Annotated in this window: 17 protein-coding genes and 1 tRNA gene; 12 read left to right on the top strand and 6 right to left on the bottom strand. The window is 38.9% G+C overall.

The features are described 5' to 3' along the window. Position 1: 1 nt before the first annotated feature. Positions 2 to 841, bottom strand: coding sequence for a transketolase (locus IPMB12_RS06505; protein ID WP_208293439.1), 840 nt, complete (start codon positions 839 to 841; stop codon positions 2 to 4). A gap of 34 nt (positions 842 to 875) precedes the next feature. After that, a complete protein-coding gene (locus IPMB12_RS06510; protein WP_166916115.1) occupies positions 876 to 1,625 on the bottom strand; it encodes an SDR family NAD(P)-dependent oxidoreductase in 750 nt (249 codons plus the stop codon). Between the two features lie 614 nt (positions 1,626 to 2,239). Between IPMB12_RS06510 and IPMB12_RS06515 the strand changes: the two genes are divergently transcribed. Continuing rightward, the gene (locus IPMB12_RS06515; protein WP_166916118.1) at positions 2,240 to 3,574 is read left to right on the top strand and encodes an MFS transporter; all 1,335 of its coding nucleotides are present in this window, start codon (positions 2,240 to 2,242) and stop codon (positions 3,572 to 3,574) included. A gap of 694 nt (positions 3,575 to 4,268) precedes the next feature. Beyond that, entirely contained in the window at positions 4,269 to 5,369 is a 1,101-nt protein-coding gene (locus tag IPMB12_RS06520) for an extracellular solute-binding protein (protein ID WP_228720355.1), read from the top strand. Here the strand turns inward: IPMB12_RS06520 and cutC are convergent. Further along, positions 5,355 to 6,113, bottom strand: a complete 759-nt coding sequence (cutC, locus tag IPMB12_RS06525; protein WP_166916122.1) for a copper homeostasis protein CutC — start codon at positions 6,111 to 6,113, stop codon at positions 5,355 to 5,357. The genes IPMB12_RS06520 and cutC overlap by 15 nt on opposite strands. 91 nt (positions 6,114 to 6,204) lie before the next feature. Here cutC and IPMB12_RS06530 point away from each other — a divergent pair, with 91 nt between their 5' ends. Further along, positions 6,205 to 7,383, top strand: a complete 1,179-nt coding sequence (locus IPMB12_RS06530) for an MFS transporter (protein ID WP_166916124.1) — start codon at positions 6,205 to 6,207, stop codon at positions 7,381 to 7,383. A 696-nt stretch (positions 7,384 to 8,079) separates the two neighbouring features. On the opposite strand, the gene IPMB12_RS06535 is transcribed toward IPMB12_RS06530, so the two are convergent. Together IPMB12_RS06535 and IPMB12_RS06540 are read right to left on the bottom strand one after the other, a co-directional pair. Continuing rightward, entirely contained in the window at positions 8,080 to 8,841 is a 762-nt protein-coding gene (locus tag IPMB12_RS06535) for a tetratricopeptide repeat protein (RefSeq protein WP_166916126.1), read from the bottom strand. A gap of 13 nt (positions 8,842 to 8,854) precedes the next feature. Continuing rightward, positions 8,855 to 10,324, bottom strand: coding sequence for an aminoacyl-histidine dipeptidase (locus IPMB12_RS06540; RefSeq protein WP_166917714.1), 1,470 nt, complete (start codon positions 10,322 to 10,324; stop codon positions 8,855 to 8,857). Between the two features lie 154 nt (positions 10,325 to 10,478). Here IPMB12_RS06540 and gpt point away from each other — a divergent pair, with 154 nt between their 5' ends. From gpt to proA, 7 genes are read left to right on the top strand one after another with little or no spacing between them, the layout of a single operon-like run. After that, positions 10,479 to 10,943, top strand: a complete 465-nt coding sequence (gene gpt, locus IPMB12_RS06545; protein ID WP_166916128.1) for a xanthine phosphoribosyltransferase — start codon at positions 10,479 to 10,481, stop codon at positions 10,941 to 10,943. Positions 10,944 to 10,966: 23 nt separating this feature from the next. Next, the gene (gene frsA, locus IPMB12_RS06550) at positions 10,967 to 12,244 is read left to right on the top strand and encodes an esterase FrsA (protein WP_166916130.1); all 1,278 of its coding nucleotides are present in this window, start codon (positions 10,967 to 10,969) and stop codon (positions 12,242 to 12,244) included. A gap of 39 nt (positions 12,245 to 12,283) precedes the next feature. Beyond that, on the top strand, positions 12,284 to 13,396 hold the full coding sequence (gene proB / locus IPMB12_RS06555; RefSeq protein ID WP_166916132.1) for a glutamate 5-kinase: 1,113 nt from the start codon (positions 12,284 to 12,286) through the stop codon (positions 13,394 to 13,396). A 46-nt stretch (positions 13,397 to 13,442) separates the two neighbouring features. Then, positions 13,443 to 13,832, top strand: coding sequence for a hypothetical protein (locus IPMB12_RS06560; protein ID WP_166916135.1), 390 nt, complete (start codon positions 13,443 to 13,445; stop codon positions 13,830 to 13,832). A 30-nt stretch (positions 13,833 to 13,862) separates the two neighbouring features. Then, entirely contained in the window at positions 13,863 to 14,249 is a 387-nt protein-coding gene (locus IPMB12_RS06565) for a hypothetical protein (protein ID WP_166916137.1), read from the top strand. Between the two features lie 14 nt (positions 14,250 to 14,263). Continuing rightward, positions 14,264 to 14,701, top strand: coding sequence for a hypothetical protein (locus tag IPMB12_RS06570; protein WP_166916139.1), 438 nt, complete (start codon positions 14,264 to 14,266; stop codon positions 14,699 to 14,701). A 21-nt stretch (positions 14,702 to 14,722) separates the two neighbouring features. Beyond that, positions 14,723 to 15,976: a glutamate-5-semialdehyde dehydrogenase gene (proA, locus tag IPMB12_RS06575; RefSeq protein WP_166916141.1), complete on the top strand. Its 1,254-nt coding sequence runs from the start codon at positions 14,723 to 14,725 to the stop codon at positions 15,974 to 15,976. A 65-nt stretch (positions 15,977 to 16,041) separates the two neighbouring features. Here the strand turns inward: proA and trhP are convergent, their stop codons facing one another. Then, on the bottom strand, positions 16,042 to 17,406 hold the full coding sequence (gene trhP, locus IPMB12_RS06580; RefSeq protein WP_166916143.1) for a prephenate-dependent tRNA uridine(34) hydroxylase TrhP: 1,365 nt from the start codon (positions 17,404 to 17,406) through the stop codon (positions 16,042 to 16,044). Positions 17,407 to 17,561: 155 nt separating this feature from the next. Here trhP and IPMB12_RS06585 point away from each other — a divergent pair, with 155 nt between their 5' ends. Both IPMB12_RS06585 and IPMB12_RS06590 read left to right on the top strand, forming a co-directional pair. Further along, positions 17,562 to 17,939 carry a rhodanese-like domain-containing protein gene (locus IPMB12_RS06585; protein WP_166916145.1) on the top strand — a complete coding sequence of 126 codons (378 nt, stop codon included), beginning with the start codon at positions 17,562 to 17,564 and terminating at the stop codon, positions 17,937 to 17,939. A 160-nt stretch (positions 17,940 to 18,099) separates the two neighbouring features. Then, positions 18,100 to 18,173 (top strand) — tRNA-Cys (locus IPMB12_RS06590). The last annotated feature ends 94 nt before the right edge of the window (positions 18,174 to 18,267 follow it).

An 18,267-nucleotide genomic window follows, 5' to 3' on the forward strand; every position in this document is an offset into this window, starting at 1 on the left:
GTTATGCTCCTTTACCTTGCGCCTGATCAAGTACGGCAATGGCTTTTTGCCATTCGTCAGCATCTACGCGAATAAAATGGTTTTTATCTCGGGTTTCAAGAAAGGGAACACCTTTACCCATTAAGGTATCAAAAATAATGACACGAGGTTTATCACCCGTATAGTTACGAGCCGCATCAAAGGCTTTAACCACTGCCGGTAAATCATTGCCATTAACGCGTTGTACGAACCAGCCAAAGGCTTCCCACTTATCGTGTAACGGTTCAAATCCTAAGATTTGTTTAGAATTACCATCAGCCTGTTGACAGTTCACATCAATCATATTAATTAAGTTAGTTAATTTGTAATGTGAGGCAGACATGGCTGCTTCCCAGGTAGAACCTTCATCCAGTTCACCGTCTGACATCGAATTATAAATAAAAGCAGGATTGTTTTTTTGTTTCAAACCAAGTGCCATACCAACGGCAATGCTTAGTCCTTGCCCCAGTGAGCCACCAGAAATTTCCATCGCTGGTGTATAGGTTGCCATGCCAGACATTGGCAGACGGCTATCATCCGCACCATAGGTTTCCAGCTCGTCTTCCGGAATAATTCCCGCTTCAATTAAAGCTGCGTAATAGGCAATAGCATAATGACCATGAGAGAGGAGGAAGCGATCGCGTCCTTCCCATTTTGGTTCGTCTGCTTTGAATTTCATTGCGTGACAAAATGCGGTAGCTAAAATGTCAGCCATACCAAGTGCTTGTCCAATATAGCCTTGACCTTGAACTTCACCCATACGTAGCGCATAACGGCGAATATGGTAAGCATGTTTAGCAAGCTGAGATAAATTTGGTGTCATAATCAATACTCCACGTTCTGATTTATGATAAAAATTAGTGAATTAACATACCGCCATTCACATCTAGCGTAATGCCGGTTGAATAAGATGACAGGTCGCTGGCTAAGAAAAGGGCAGCTCTTGCAACGTCAATTGCATCACCTAAACGATTTAATGGAATCCCTGTCAGGATATTCAAACGTTGTTCATCAGAAAGTTTTCCTGCTGTGATATCGGTTTGGATTAGACCCGGTGCAATACAGTTAACACGAATACTATCAGGACCTAGTTCACGTGCCATTGCACGCGCAAGACCAAGCACACCTGCTTTTGCAGCACTATAATGTGGTCCACCAAAGATTCCACCACCACGCTGCGCAGAAACAGAAGAAATACACACAATGCTGCCGGATTTTTGTTTACGCATAAATGGAATAACGGCTTGTGACATGAGTAAAGTACCACGGAGGCTGACGTCAAGAACGGCATCATAATTTGCACGTTTGATGTCCATAATTTTGAGTGGCTGAGAAATACCGGCATTATTAACCAGCACATCAACGCGGCCATATTTAGCAATCACTTGTTCAATGGCACGTTCTACATCTTTCTCATCAGCAACATTAGCTGCCAGACCTAAATGCTCTGCGCCAAGTTCTTTAGCAGCTAACACTGAGGCTTCTTCATTTAAATCAATGATGACAACTTTAGCACCATTTTCAGCAAACAGTTTGGCGGTAGAACGACCAAGTCCGCGTGGTGAAGCTGCACCTGTAACAATAGCGACTTTATCTTTTAATAACATATTCAATCTCCTTTCTATCAATCAATAAGTAAGCAATAAATAAGTGGCAGGTAAGAACGCCTATTACTGTAGAAAGCTCATCTAAAAAACGAAACATAGAAGGATTCAGCTGATGCTGAGAAAAATTGAATTCGTGATCAGGTTCAATATAAATTGTACATCTGGTCTAAAAATGTTGTTATTAATCACAAAGTTACATTCATTTTCTTGGCTTTTAACTCTTTGATTTATTTGAAGAAATTATAATTATGGATTGATTTAATGAAACTATCATTAATAAGTAAAATGATAGTTATAACAATAGGTTAATTATTAAATTGTCCTGTTTACGACGGAGTATTTGGATGAAATAGAGAGAGTTTGAATAGGCTCACGAATTCGATTTTTCTCAGCATCAGATGAGTTATTTTGTATTTTCTTTTATCAACCAGCTTTCTAAATTAGATGAAATTTTACTGGGCTATTCACTAGCGCTATAAGGGTGAATAAACCGTAGTAGCAATTTAAAACTTATTTAAAAATAGCAAGATAGTGATTTTAGCCAGATATCAACATCCTGCTTTGTTTCATCTCACAAATAAGTTATTGTTCATTTACTTGAAAGGGGTTGTTATATGACGAGTATCACAATGAATTTGGCCAAACCACAAACTAATTACCGTTGGGTGGTGCTGGTATTGATATTTTTAGTTTACGCCGTGAACTATGCAGACAGAACAAATATTGGCGCTGTTTTACCTTTTATTATTGAGGAGTTTCAGTTAAGTAATTTTGAAGCAGGCTCTATCGCCAGTATGTTCTTCTTAGGCTATGCCGTAAGTCAGATTCCGGCGGGGTTTTGGATTTCTAAAAAGGGCACAAGGGGTTTGGTCTCTTTGTCTATTCTAGGATTTTCTGCTTTTACGTGGTTAATTGGTACTGCCACCTCAGCACTGGCGATTAAATGGATTCGACTTGGTCTTGGATTAAGTGAAGGCCCATGTCCTGTTGGTTTAGCATCCACGATTAATAACTGGTTTCCGCCAAAAGAGAAGGCGACAGCAACTGGTGTCTATATCGCTTCAACCATGTTTGCACCGATTTTAGTCCCACCTTTAGCGGTCTGGATCTCTCTCACTTATGGCTGGCGCTGGGTATTCTTTTCATTTGCTATTCCGGGAATAGTTCTTGCGCTAGTGTGGTATTTTTTAGTCAAATCTAAGCCGGAAGAAAGCCAATTTGTTTCAGAAAGTGAATTAAAATATATCAGAGCAAGCGAGCAGGTTGACACATCAACAGCCATCAAACCTGTTGGTAATATTTCAGAAAACGAAAAATTCCGTCTTCTGGATAAATTAATCCGCGTGAAAAAACTTGAGCCACTCAGTTCAGCTAAACAAATTTTTACCTCTAAAAACGTGTTAGGAGATTGTTTAGCGTATTTCATGATGGTGAGTGTGTTGTACGGTATTTTAACGTGGATTCCTATGTATCTGGTGAAAGAGAAAGGCTTCTCTTTTATGAGCATGGGGTTTGTTGCGGCCATGCCTTGTATTGGTGGCTTCATTGGGGCAATTGGTGGTGGTTTTATTTCAGATAAAATCCTGGGAAGAAGACGTAAACCGACGATGTTATTTACCGCTTCTGCCACTGTTTTGATGATGCTGGTAATGCTTAATATTCCGGGAAGCACAGTCGCTGTTGCAGCTGGATTATTCTTTGTCGGATTGTTTTTAAATATTGGCTGGCCGGCATTTACTGCTTATGCAATGGGTGTTGCGGATCAAAAAACCTATCCAATTGCCATATCAGTCATTAATAGTGGTGGAAATTTAGGTGGTTTTGTTTCACCAATGGTTGCTGGTTTTTTATTAGACCAAACTGGCTCATTTAGTGCTGTATTTACCTATTTTGGTATCTGTGCTGCTATTGGTTTTGTATTGATTATGATACTTGATGAGCCAAAATAAGTAATTTATCTATTTAATATTTCTCAAAATAAAAAGCCACTACATGATTTGTGAGTGGCTTTTACCAAAGGAAGTTAAGACTATATCCGAGACTTAAAGCCAGATAATATTAATTCTGCAGGCGTAGCATTATTGTTAACAGGTAAACTTATTAGTAATAAATTTACCAAAAAAATATATACATAAAGCTACGATAAATGCCCACCGGGATAGAGAAAATAATATCTAAGATAACCCAGATAATTTTTCCTGCTGCTGCATCCTTGATAACTGAATAAAAACAAAAAATGACCCATATGATTAAATATAAAAGTCTGTTCATCATAAATTCCTTTTATTGGTGAAAAGATATCCTTACTATTATTAATGATTTATATATTAGTTTCAACAAATCAGAGCGATAGCGATAACCTAATGTATCCCTTTTTCCGGTTATTGTCAGGTGTTAGTTAGTTTATTAATTGGTCTTACTAACTACTATTTATGATACCTTGATCCCACTTTTATGCGGAAAGAGTAGTCTTTATCAGGAAAGATGACTATCTTATTAAGCCCTGTATTTTATTATGACAAAAATAATTATATTTATATGATTGATTAATTGAAAATTTAGGATGAGAATAATAAATAGCTAAGTTTTAATAAATAGGGTCAATCACATATTTTTGCATCAACTGAATAGGAGGTTTTGTGGGTGTTTAATTTTCGTGGTACCAACTATTTTGTTTTTATAATTTTGATTTTCTCTTCTTTCCTTGTTTCAGCGCAAACAAAATCTCTTCATATCTATAATTGGTCAGATTATATTGCTCCCGATACTATCTCTAAATTCAGACAATTAACCGGAACTCGTGTTACTTATGATGTTTTTGATTCTAATGAGGTATTGGATGGTAAACTGATTGCCGGTAATACCGGGTTTGATATCGTTGTGCCAACAGATAGTTTTCTGGCCAGACAGATTAATTCCAATATTTATTTAGCACTGGATAAAAGTCGTTTGCCTAACTATCACAATCTGGATGTATCTTTACTTGAACTTATGAAGAAGCATGATCCGGATAATACTTATTCTATTCCTTATATGTGGCAATCGACTGGAATTGGTTACAACATTGATAAAGTAAAAGAGATTCTTGGCGATGATGCACCTTTAAATAGTTGGGACTTGATTTTTAAACCAGAGAATCTGCAAAAACTGCAAAGATGTGGTGTGGCCTTTCTTGATGCACCAAGTGAAGTATTTCCTACGGTATTAAATTATCTTGGTTATGATCCCAATAGCCAGAATGAAAAAGATTATTTAGTGGCAACCAAGCTTTTAGAAAAGCTAAGACCTTATGTAACTTATTTTCACTCTTCAAAATATATTACGGATTTATCCAGTGGCGATATCTGTGTCGCAATTGCCTGGACGGGCGATGTGATGCAGGCTGCGATGGCTGCACAAGAGGCAAAAAATGGGGTGAATATTGGTTATATCATTCCTAAAGAGGGCGCGATTATTTCCTTTGATGTTTTGGCTGTTCCAAAGAGTGCCAGAAACGTGGATGCTGCTTATGAGTTCCTAAACTACCTACTTGAGCCTAAAGTTATCGCTGATATTAGTAATCATATCTATTATGCCAATGCGAATAGTTGTTCTTATCCGTATCTGAATGAGGATGTTTATAATAATCCGTCCATTTATCCGCCAGATTCAGTAATGAAAAATTTATTCCCTATGCTTGAGCAGCCACCAAATATCGACAGATTAATGGTACGGTTATGGACGCGTATTTTAACCAATAAATAGCGTATTATTGGTATACCGAATTTGCTCTTTCATGGCAACCACAATGTCAGGATCGACCTGATAATTCAGGTATTCATTCTGTTGTGTATTTTGGCTCATGCTGACATTGGGATTATGGTACTGCATATAAGAGGGCTGGTACTTCCCGGCTGAAGAGTGAATATCTTTAATACCAGCGTCTAAAAAGGTTTTAATATTGTTGGAGTTTATACCACAACCCGCCATAATCCTTGGACCCGTTGTCTTTTCATTTAACTCAATAATTAATGGTAACCCTTGCTCGGCAGTTGACTGCTGACCTGAAGTTAATATCCGGTCGATACCTAAATCAGCTAGCTGTTTAAGTGCTGTAAATGGATCACGACACATATCAAAAGCGCGATGAAAGGTTACAGAAAGATCGCTGGTTAGTGCTAACAGTTTACGCATGATAAGAATATCAATTGAACCGTCAGTTTCTAAAGCACCTAACACAATCCCTTTAAAACCAAGTTCTTTGATTAATGAAATATCTGATTTCATTGTGGCAATTTCTGACTGGCTGTAATAGAAATCTCCACCGCGTGGGCGAACGATTGGATGAACAGGAACAGAGATAAATTTATGCGCTTTTATAAGTGCACCATAACTTGGTGTTACGCCACCATCATAACGGCCAGAGCAGAGCTCAATCCGATCAGCTCCACCATCCTGAGCAGTAATGGCTGATTCGATGTCATAACAACAAATTTCTAATGTTGGCATAAATAACCTCAATATTATTAAGTTAATTCGAGCTATAATATATCTTACTGAGTAGTATACTCTTGAATCTTATCCAAAATAGGTAATTTACGTGCATTTTTCATTTAACCGGCAATATTCTACAACAGTTTTACTGTCATTGTTACTTACGGCATTCATTGTTGGCATTGCGGGTGCATTACAGACGCCAACGCTGAGTCGATATTTGACTGATGAAGTTAAAGCAGCACCATTTTTAGTTGGGCTGTTTTATTCAATAAATGCCGTTGCCAGTATCATTGTGAGCTTTATGTTAGCACAGCGTTCTGATAAAAAAGGTGATAGACGTAATGTTATTTTGTTTTGTTGCTTAATGGCAATCGGTAACAGTGTTACTTTTGCATTTACTCGTCATTATATGATACTTGTGACACTTGGGATCCTTTTTTCTTCTTTAGCTTCTTCGACTATGCCGCAGATTTTTGCTATTGCACGTGAGTATGCTTCTAAAACTGGACGTAATGTGGTGGCGTTTAACTCGATACTTAGAGCTCAGCTATCTTTGGCCTGGGTGATTGGACCGCCATTATCTTTTTTATTAGCGACTTCGTATGGTTTTACCGTAATGTACCTTTGTGCTGCAGCGGTATTTATGGTTGCGATGATTATGGTAATTGGTTTTTTCCCGTCTAGTCCAAGAGGGGATAAGAATACAGATAATAAGTCTGTTGAATCAGAATCTATCTTAAAAAATACCAGTGTTATATTTCTTTTTATCGCCACTGTATTTATGTGGACAGCAAATATGATGTATCTGATCGATATGCCGCTTTATGTTGATAAAATTTTAGGTCTGTCGGCTTCAACACCGGGTTTATTAATGGGCATTGCAGCAGGGCTGGAAATTCCAATTATGCTGGTTGCCGGCTTTCTGGTTCCTTATGTGGGTAAGCGTAAGCTATTTTTATTTGCCGTCATTTGCGGCATTTTGTTTTATGTCGGAATGGTTAGTTTTACTGATAAAAGCTGGTTGATGGGTATTCAGATCTTTAATGCACTGTTTATTGGTATTGTGGCTAGTATCGGTATTATCTATTTTCAAGATCTGTTGCCGCATCGAATGGGGGTAGCCTCAACACTGTTTAGTAACGGGATCTCCTGTAGTGTAATTTTAGCCGGGCTTATCCAGGGGCTGTTGGTGAGTGTGTTTGGGCACGAAGTCATTTACTGGATAGCGCTAGTGATGCTGAGTATTTCATTTGGGTTTTGTTTGTTGGTGCGCTCGGCATAACGGGTATTTGTGCCTTAGTTGAGCTTGGTGTAGGGAGCGGTGTGCGCCGCTCATGCGCAATGGTTTTATTTAAGTAGTGGCAGATTCTGTGAGCTTGACGGCCTACCGCACCCCATAGGCGCCCGTTCGTCAGGCTCACTAAGACCTATGAGGTACGCTCTCCGTCAATTTCAACAACATCATTTCCATCAGATTCTAAAATAATAAAGATAATATATTCAAATACTTAATTTAAATTAACTTAAATTAAATCAATGTGTTATGATTATGGGCTTTTAAAAGAATATTATTTCTAAATTTAATATTGGTGTAATAGGTTAGTAGTTTCTTAGTTTCTTAGTTTCTTAGTTTCTTAGTTTCTTAGTTTCTTAATCTTATCTTTTTATTTTATAAAATCTAAATAACCAGTTTATATTTATTCTAAGAAGTATTTTAAGGAACTAAAAGTTTAACTGAGGTTGAGTTGACGGAGACCATATTGTAGGGGTCTTAGTGAGCCTGACGAACGGGCGCCCCTGCGGTATGGTAGGCCGTCAAACCCACGGAACTCAATCATATCGCCCTAAAATGCGTATGAGCGGCGCACGCCGCTCCAGTCCCAACGTTAATAAAAAGCACAGTCCAAAAACTAGCCCTAAAAATGCCTATTAATAAAAAACGCCCCAACAGGAGCGCCTTTTTTACAAAAAATAAACCTTAATTATTCTGAGTTCTAATCTGACGAGATAGCTTATCCGCCATACTAATCCACTCTGCATTTAGACGCTGTGCGTGTTTTGGTAAAAACTTAACACGATGCTCTAAAGCTTCAAGTTGTTTAAGCGCCCCTGAACGATCACCCCACATAATTAACACCTCTGCATAGCGGACATAAACTTCCAGACTTGGGTGATAATCCACGAGTGCATCAAACTCTTCACGGGCAGCTTGTTGTTCTCCAAGCTGAGCAAGCGCTCTGGCGTAAAGCAGATGTCCATCATCAGAACGATAAGTTGGATTGGTTTCACGCAGGTGATCCAACGTTTTCTTGGTTTCAAAATAATCACCAGTCATAAACAAAGCCTGCGCGTACTGTAATAAAATATCCGGCGCATTACGATAAACACCAGAAAGCACATGTTTAAAGTGTGGCAGGGCTTCGCTGGCTTTATCTAAATCCATTAAAGCGCTGGCAAGACGTAGACGTGCATCAATTGTTGGAGACAATTCAAACGCTTTTTGTGCTTCTCTCAGCTCTTTATTAGGATCTAACGTTTTACGTAATTTTGATTCAAACTGATAGCCGGAATGAGAATAACGTAGTGATGGTAATACAATCGCAATAAAATAAACGATACTGCCGATAAACGGAAATAGCAGCAAGATAAATAGCCAGTATTTATCTTGTCCGGTATAAATCACATGCACAGCAAAGCAAATAGCAATAATGGTACTAAGCCCAAGTCCAAAAATAGGCATTGATTGTAATTCCTTATACTAATTGCTTAACGGCTTTAAGTGTGGCAAGCAATAGTTTCCAGTATTGCTCAACACTCTTAATATTGACTTTTTCATCTGGTGAGTGAGGTGACACAATAGTTGGTCCAATTGAAACCATATCTACATGCGGATAAGGTTTTTTAAATAACCCACATTCAAGGCCTGCGTGAATCACCATGATTTTAGCTTCCTGATTAAAGAGCGCTTTATATTTATCTTTAACCAGTTGCATTAGCGGGGATTGTGGGTCTGGCTGCCAGCCCGGGTAGCCACCACTAATTTGATACTCAATACTTGCTAGCTGGCTTTGAGAGATCAGCATTGAAACTACGTTATCTTTTGCGCTATCCACTAAAGAACGAATCAGATAATTGGCTGTGATTTTATCGTCTTTAATATAAACCACACCAAGGTTTAGTGATGTTTCAACTACACCTGCAAATTGTTTACTCATACGTACCACACCATTGGGCGCACAGTGTAGCCAGTCGATGATCTTTTTATGAGAGTCTTGTTCCATCACACGCTTGACTTGCTCACGTGTTAAGTTTGTCGCTGAGAATGAAATTGAGGTTTCAGCACCTGCATATTCATTTTCCAGAGTTGCCTGGTAAGCGCTGATCATTTCATTCAGTTTAGCCAGGTCTTGTTTATTTAGCGTAATAGCCGCAAAGGCTTCACGAGGAATGGCATTGCGCAGGGAGCCACCGCTGATCTCTGATAATCTAAAATTGATATCTGCCGCATATTCAGCCAGAAAACGAACTAACAATTTTGTCGCATTACCCAGACCTAAATGGATATCACAACCTGAATGTCCGCCTTTCAGACCTTTAAGTGATAGCTGAATAAAGGTATCGTGATGTTCTGGGATAAGGGCATAACCAATTGGAAGAGATTGCTTAAAGTCTACGCCACCCGCACAGCCTACAAAGATTTCCCCTTCATCTTCCGAGTCAGTATTAATTAAGAACTGACTTTTTAACCAGTTTGGTTTTAAACCAAAAGCACCCACCATGCCGGTTTCTTCTGAGGCGGTAAGTAACACTTCAATCGGACCATGTTCAACTGCCGGATCAACAAGCACAGCAAGAGTGGAGGCTAAACCGATTCCATTATCAGCACCAAGAGTTGTTCCTTTAGCTTTCACCCAGTCACCGTCAATATAAGCCTGAATAGGATCGACTAAAAAGTCATGTTTAGTGTCTTCATTTTTTTGTGGCACCATATCCAGATGCGCCTGAAGAGCTACTGAAGGATAATTTTCCATTCCCGGTGTTGCAGGTTTAGTTAACAGCAGGTTTCCTACCTGATCAACTTCAACTTTAATTTTATTGCGGTTAGCAAAATCAACGACATATTTAGTAATCATCTCTTCATGGTGAGAGGGATGGGGAATATTACAAATATCAGAAAAAATCTTCCAAAGCGTGTTTGGTGAAAGTGTGGATAGCATAGCGATAACCTCAAAATTGATAACTTATAAACTAAAAACGGAATTATCTTATGATAATAACTAGTTTTTCTTCACTAGTCACACTATAATTAAGCGCAATTTTATATTCACCATCAGCCTTAATAACTTGAGGCTATAAAGATAAAAATTGTAGGTCACTATGTCTAAAAACAAAAAGTACACCGTTACATGGGATATGTTACAAATTCATGCCCGCTCACTTGCTTCTCGTCTGCTCCCTGGAACTCAATGGAAAGGTATTATCGCTGTTAGTCGTGGCGGTCTTGTTCCTGCTGCATTACTGGCCAGAGAACTTGGTATTCGTTATGTCGATACTGTTTGTATCTCAAGTTATGATCACAATCACCAGCGTGAAAAATTAATTCTGAAAAAAGCTGAAGGTAATGGCGAAGGCTTTATTGTGGTTGATGATTTAGTGGATACTGGCGGAACGGCACAAACTATTCGTGATCTCTATCCACAAGCACGTTTTGTGACCATTTTTGCTAAACCAGAAGGGCAACCACTGGTTGATGATTATGAAGTTGATATTGCTCAGGATACATGGATAGAACAACCTTGGGATATGGGTGTTGGTTTTATAAAACCACTTTGTGAAGACTAATTGAATTAGGTATCAGTATTATCATGGGACAACAGAACTTATCTGAAAAGCTTTTTAAACCAAAGTTTAATTACCCAGAAACAACATCGTTAATTCAACGGATCGATGCAAGTACTACACAGTTTAGTTCTGTTCTTGAAGGGGAATCTAATTCCCGTTGGTATCGGGTACTGAATACATTGCTTTGGCACTGGCGTGGTATACCGACTCTGGAAATTGAAGCCGTTCTTTCAAGAATTGCTGTTTCAGATAAAAAACATTCCGATGATAACTGGCTTGATTCCGTTATTGGTTACCAGTCTGGTAACTGGATTTATGAATTTTTAACTCAAGCTGCTGAGTGGGCAGGAAAAGCTGAACAAATTTGTCAGTTAGATACTGAGTGTCCAATTGAAGATTTAGACAGACCTAAAATGCATGAGTACTGGTTAACGGCTAGCCAGTTTGCCAGTATTGCCAGCTACCCACATTATAAAACGGATGACTTAGCTGCTCAGGCGCAAAGTTATGCTTACCGTGCTTATAAAGAAGCGCTGGAGTATTCACCATTTACGTTAAAAGAGATCGACTTTAAAGTCGATAGTTCGGTTGTGAAAGGGTTGTTACATCTGCCAACTTCAACAGTGAGTGACAAACCTTGTCCGGTGCTCTTTATGTGTACCGGACTGACTAATCTGCAAATTGATTTCTATAAATATTTTGCTGACTACTTAGCACCACTTGGTATTGCGCTGTTGACTATTGACTCACCGGGGATTGGACTAAGTCGTCAGTTCAACCTGAGTCAGAATAGTACTCAGTTGCATCAGGCAGTTTTAGAGCAGTTATCAAATGTACCATGGGTCGATCATACTAAAGTGATTGTGTCAGGCTTTCGTGTTGGTGCCCAAATGGCAACTCGTTTAGCTTACTTAATGCCAAATCGTATTAAGGGTTTACTCAACTTTGGACCAATTATTCATCAGTTATTTGTCGATAAAGCGGTGCAGCAAACTTTACCTGCTATGTATAAAGACCTGATCGCCAGCCGCTTAGGCTTGAACCGGATTTCTAATGTTCAGCTGCTTGCTGAGTTGAATTATTTTTCGCTTAAAAATCAAGGTCTTATAAATAGGCCTTGTAACGCACCAGTGATGAGTATTGTGTTTGAGGGTGATAACATGAGTACTGAGGCAGAAGCAAAGCTCATCATGTCGAGCCAAAAACATCAGATCGTTAAAATTGAAGCGAAACAAATTACGCCAGGTTTACAAAAGGCGATGGAAAAATCAACAGACTGGATTAAAGAGCTAATTAAATAATAGTCATTAAACAATAATAATCAAATAATGAGTAGCGCTATGGCAACTAAAGCACAACAAACGATTGTAGTAAAATTAGGGACGAGCGTATTAACCGGTGGTACTAAAAAGCTGGATCGCTCTCGGATTGTCGAGTTAATTCGTCAGTGTGCTAAGCAACAGGCACTGGGTCATCGAATTATTATTGTCACGTCTGGTGCTGTTGCTGCCGGGCGGGAATATCTAAATTACCCCGAACTCCCTAAAACTATTGCTTCAAAACAGTTGCTCGCTTCTGTCGGTCAGAGTCGCTTAATTCAATTATGGGAGCAGCTTTTCTCTATCTATAACATCCATATTGGGCAGATGCTACTGACCCGTGCTGATTTAGAAGATCGTGAGCGTTTCCTGAATGCACAGGATGCATTAAAAGCTTTACTCGATAATCATATTGTTCCTGTAATTAATGAAAATGACGCTGTTGCGACCGCTGAAATTAAAGTCGGTGATAACGATAATTTATCAGCACTAGTCGCCATTCTGGCTCAGGCTGACAAGCTTATTTTATTAACTGATCAGGCCGGTCTATATACTGCTGATCCTCGTACTAATCCTGATGTTAAATTGATTGAAGAGGTTGAAGAGATCGATGATGCACTAAAAGCCATTGCCGGAGATAGTGTTTCAGGACTTGGGACAGGTGGCATGGCAACTAAATTGCAGGCAGCAGAAATCGCTAATCGTTCAGGAATTCAAACCATTGTCGCAGCAGGGAGTCGTCCTGACGTTATTTCTGATGTGATTAATGATATTCCAGTCGGAACTCGTTTCCACTCTAAAAAGAGCATTTTAGAGTCGCGTAAACAGTGGTTATTTGGTGCGCCACCGGCAGGTCGTTTAGTACTTGATGATGGTGCGGTAGAAGCGCTGCTTAAATCAGGGCGTTCGTTATTACCTAAAGGTATTATCGAGGTACGTGATAATTTCTCTCGTGGTGAAGTGTTGGATATCACCAACAAAGAGGGTAAAAGTATCGCCCGAGGTATGAGTCGCTACAATAGTGATGCACTACGTATGATAGCAGGGCATCATTCTCAAGAAATTATCCATATTTTAGGGTATGAATACGGTGCTGTGGCTGTGCATCGGGATGATATGATCATTAAATCCTAGTAAAATCAGAATAATAAAGATAAATAAAAACAGGAAATAATAACAAATGATTATTGCAATTATCGGAATGCTGGCTAATTTACTTGGCGTCTATGGCATGTACATGGAATCTGTAACCCAATATGAATATTACGGTAATTATGATTCTGTTTATGAAACAGTAGCCATCATTATGGGGATAAGCTGGGGAATTTCACTACTTGGATTAATTTTAGTTATTGCTGGTCAGAAAAAACCAGGTGCTATTCTCATTATTATTGGGAGCGTGATCTTTGTTCCCCTTGGTTTGATTGCTGTATTTGGTGCAAGTCGTATTATTAAATCACTTCAGGACGACGATTTAGTTGTTCGCAGAATGGTGTTAAACAATCAATCTAATCCTGCCAATCCTAATAATCAACCTCTGCCAGAGATCGTTCGCAGAAGAAGACAATAATTTTTAAAAGCTGACGGTAGAGAGAGCAGAGTGATTATTACCCTTATTATTATGTTGATGATTGAGTTGCTTGCTGTCAGCGCCTCTTATAATATTATTGACAAACAACCGGAAAATAATCTGGTCAATTATGAGTTCATGGCATATTTTACCACCATTTCCTGGCTCACCATTGCTTTTGGTTTACTCATTTATTTAATGACCGATAAAAAGAAACTTGGTATTAATATCATGATTCTGGGTAGTGCTATCTTTATGACTTTATTAATTGGATTAGTGAATTTATATTGTTTACTGCGATTATCTAAGTCATTAAAACAAAATCAGTTATCAGAAAGTGATCAGCAAAAAGTTCAGAACAGAGCAACTCATAATGCTTCTGAATCTATTGTTGAAATTGTGAGTAAAAGAAAATAAGGCAAGGAATAAATATGGAAGCGCAAGAAAACAAAAAAGAATTTTACGCCAGAAAATATATTATATTAAATCTGGTTCTTATGGGAGGGATGCTCCTGTTTTTCATCTTTTTTATGTTAAATACTGGCTATATTGCCTCTTTGCCAATAGGTGTTTTTATTCTAGTTTTTATTCTCCATATCATTCGTTATAACACAGTTTATTTAACTATTGGTCAGGATTATTTGTCTTGTAAATTATCGCCTGTTTTAGCACCAAAGACTGTGTTATTTCAGGAGGTTACCTATATTGAAGAAAAGAAGAATCGCTGGATTATTTATTATCAAAAAGCTGGTACAGTCAAAGAAAGTAAATTGCCTGTTCCATTTAATATTATGGAAGATGAAGAAAGAGCAGAAGCACTTGAACTATTAACTAAAATCTTTCATGATAAGATTCGTCGAATGGGATAACCATAAGTAAAGGGGATAGGTATGTTAGAGCAAATGGGAAAAGAGGCCAGAAAGGCATCTTATCAACTCGCACAGTGTTCAACGAAAGAAAAGAATCAGGCATTAACCATTATTGCTGATTTGCTTGAACAACATAGTCCCAAAATTTTAGCTGCTAATGAACTGGATATGCAGGCTGCACGCAGTAGTGGTATTAGTGAAGCTATTTTAGACCGCCTGTTACTTACTCCTGCGCGTTTAAAATCGATTGCTGATGATGTTCGCCAGGTCTGCTTTTTAACTGATCCTGTGGGTGAGGTTATCGATGGTAAGACATTAAATAGCGGACTTAAGTTACAACGTCACAGAGTGCCATTAGGTGTGATTGGGGTTATTTATGAAGCTCGTCCCAATGTCACTATTGATGTTGCATCTTTATGTTTAAAGACAGGGAATGCGGTGATTCTGCGTGGTGGTAAAGAGACCGTAAATACTAATGCTGCTATGATTGAAGTTATCCAGGAAGCGCTACAACAAGCCGGATTACCTGCTTATGCGGTACAATCAATTAATAATCCGGACCGCAAATATATCAATGAATTATTAAAGCTGGATAAGTATGTTGATATGTTAATTCCTCGTGGTGGTGCAGCGTTACATAAACTATGTCGTGAGCATGCAACGATTCCGGTGATTACTGGTGGCATTGGAGTTTGTCATACTTTTGTGGATGAAAGCGCCGATTTTGATAAGGCATTTGATATTATTGTCAATGCTAAAACTCAGCGTCCAAGTACGTGTAATACGACCGAAACTCTGCTGGTACATACCAAAATTGCAGAGCAGTTTTTACCTAAACTCAGTCAGGTGATGGCAGATAATAAAGTGGTGTTACATGCTGATCCTGCATCTTTTGATATTCTTAAATCTGGTGTGGCTAATGTATTTCCGCTGCAAGCCGGTGAGCTTGATGATGAATGGCTATCTTTAGATTTAAATGTGGTGATTGTTGATTCTTTAGAGCTGGCTGTGGAACATATTCGTGAACATGGTAGTCAGCACTCTGATGCGATTCTGACACGCTGTTTAAAGAATGCAGAACGTTTTGTGCAGCTAGTTGATTCTGCAGCGGTTTATGTCAATGCCAGTACCCGTTTCACTGATGGTGGACAGTTTGGTTTAGGGGCAGAAGTGGCTGTCAGTACTCAAAAACTGCATGCGCGTGGGCCAATGGGGCTGGAAGCATTAACGACTTATAAATGGATTGGAGTAGGTGACGATTTAATTCGTGCTTAGACAAGTATTTATTATGATATAAAAAAGGGCTAAATAATTAGCCCTTTTTACTGTGTTAAATATTACTATGCGACTTTGTGTGGATTACGGGTATTGGTATCAACCAGATTGCGCATTAGCAGAGCATATTCGATTTGTACATCTTCAGGCACATCTAAATAGACTACATGACCATCGCCTAAACCGGCTTCTACCTTTTCACCTTTACGGTTTTTAAGTTCACTGATAACAAAATTAATATTACCTTGTGGTGTCATCATTTCAACACTATCACCGACAGAGAATTTATTTTTAACTGTGATTTCAGCTAAGCCATTTAAACGTTTACCGGTAAATTCTCCAACAAATTGTTGTAGTGATGATTCAGAATGACCGTAATCATAGTTTTGCATCTCTTCATGGCGGTGGCGGCGTAAAAAGCCTTCCGTGTAGCCACGATGAGCTAAAGATTCTAAGGTTTTATTTAAATTAGCATCAAAAGGTTTACCTGCGGCAGCGTCATCAATCGCTTTACGATAGACTTGTGCAGTTCTGGCGCAGTAATAGAAGGATTTAGTACGACCTTCAATTTTTAAAGAGTCTACGCCAATTTTTACCATATCGCCAACCAGTTCAACAGCACGTAGATCTTTAGAGTTCATGATATAAGTACCATGCTCATCTTCAAACGCAGACATATATTCGCCCGGGCGCTTAGCTTCTTCAATCATAAATACTTCAGAGGAGCTTTCACCAACCTCAATAGTTTTAACCGGAATAGGCTCATGTTTATGTACGATATTGCCTATATCGTCCTGCTTACCTTCTGACACGTTATATTCCCAGCGACAAGCATTCGTGCAAGTTCCTTGGTTTGAATCACGTTTATTAATATAACCGGATAATAAGCAACGACCAGAATAAGCCATACAAAGCGCACCGTGTACGAAGACTTCCAGCTCCATTTCAGGCACTTTTTCATGAATTTCTGCAATCTCGTCCAGTGAGAGTTCACGTGATAGCACTACACGAGTTAATCCCATCTGATGCCAGAATTTAACTGTCGCCCAGTTAACAGCATTAGATTGCACTGAAAGGTGAATTTCCATATCAGGGAAGTTTTCACGAACGAGCATAATAAGGCCAGGATCGGACATAATCAGCGCATCCGGCTTCATATCAATAACCGGCGCTAAATCACGAACAAAAGTCTTTAATTTTGAGTTATGTGGAGCGATGTTAACCACGACATAAAACTTTTTACCTTGCGCGTGGGCTTCATTAATCCCAATGGCCAGGTTTTCGTGATTAAATTCGTTATTACGTACGCGTAAGCTGTAGCGTGGTTGTCCTGCGTATACCGCATCAGCACCATAAGCAAATGCGTAACGCATATTTTTAAGTGAGCCGGCAGGGGATAGCAGCTCCGGTTTTTTATAGAGATTTTCCATTTGACAATGCCTCTGATTACAAGTCAGACTACATCAAAGATGTAGCGTTATAAGCAATAAAATAAGGTGTCGATTTTACGCCTTGCCACTTTGAATAGCAAATTATTATTTATTAAATATAATCAATTGGTTATATTTTAAGGGGAAATAAAGATATGCAACATAATCCGGGTTTTGAAGCTCTTTGTGAAAAAGTCAGGGAAAACGTCAAAGAAATTACCATCGGTGAAGTGAAGGCGCTGATGGATAGTAATAAGCTTCCTCTGTTTATTGATGTCAGAGAAGATAACGAGTGGCAAAATGGTCATCTGCCTCAGGCTGTTCATCTTGGCAGAGGGATTATCGAACGTGACATTGAAACCGTCGTTCCTGATAAAAACACCCCAATGATTTTATATTGTGGTGGTGGCTACCGCTCTGTATTATCTGCCGATAATCTGCAAAAAATGGGCTATACCAACGTTATTTCTATGGACGGTGGCTTCCGTGGTTGGAAAGAAGCTGGGTATCAGTTAGTACAGGAAGATAAATGAGTTGACTAAACTGCTGACAAAATAAACAAGCATTAAGCTTTTTTATGTTCATTCTATGGAATGGTTTGACAAACAAGCCGTTTTTGTAGATAATCCTTCGCACTAAAAGGTTAGGAGCTCCTTTGGTTTCTAAGTATTTTTACTTTTAGTCTTATCCTAAGGCGCGTTGGCAGAGTGGCCATGCTGCGGATTGCAAATCCGTCTACCTCGGTTCGACTCCGGGACGCGCCTCCATAAAAATCAATAAGTTAATCACAAAAAAGCCTATGTTAGGATCAACCACCAAATATCTGATTAGAATATTATTATCCCTTTTTGGTCTAAATAT

The sequence above is a fragment of the Zophobihabitans entericus genome (genome assembly GCF_011745665.1).
Lineage (GTDB): Bacteria > Pseudomonadota > Gammaproteobacteria > Enterobacterales > Orbaceae > Zophobihabitans > Zophobihabitans entericus.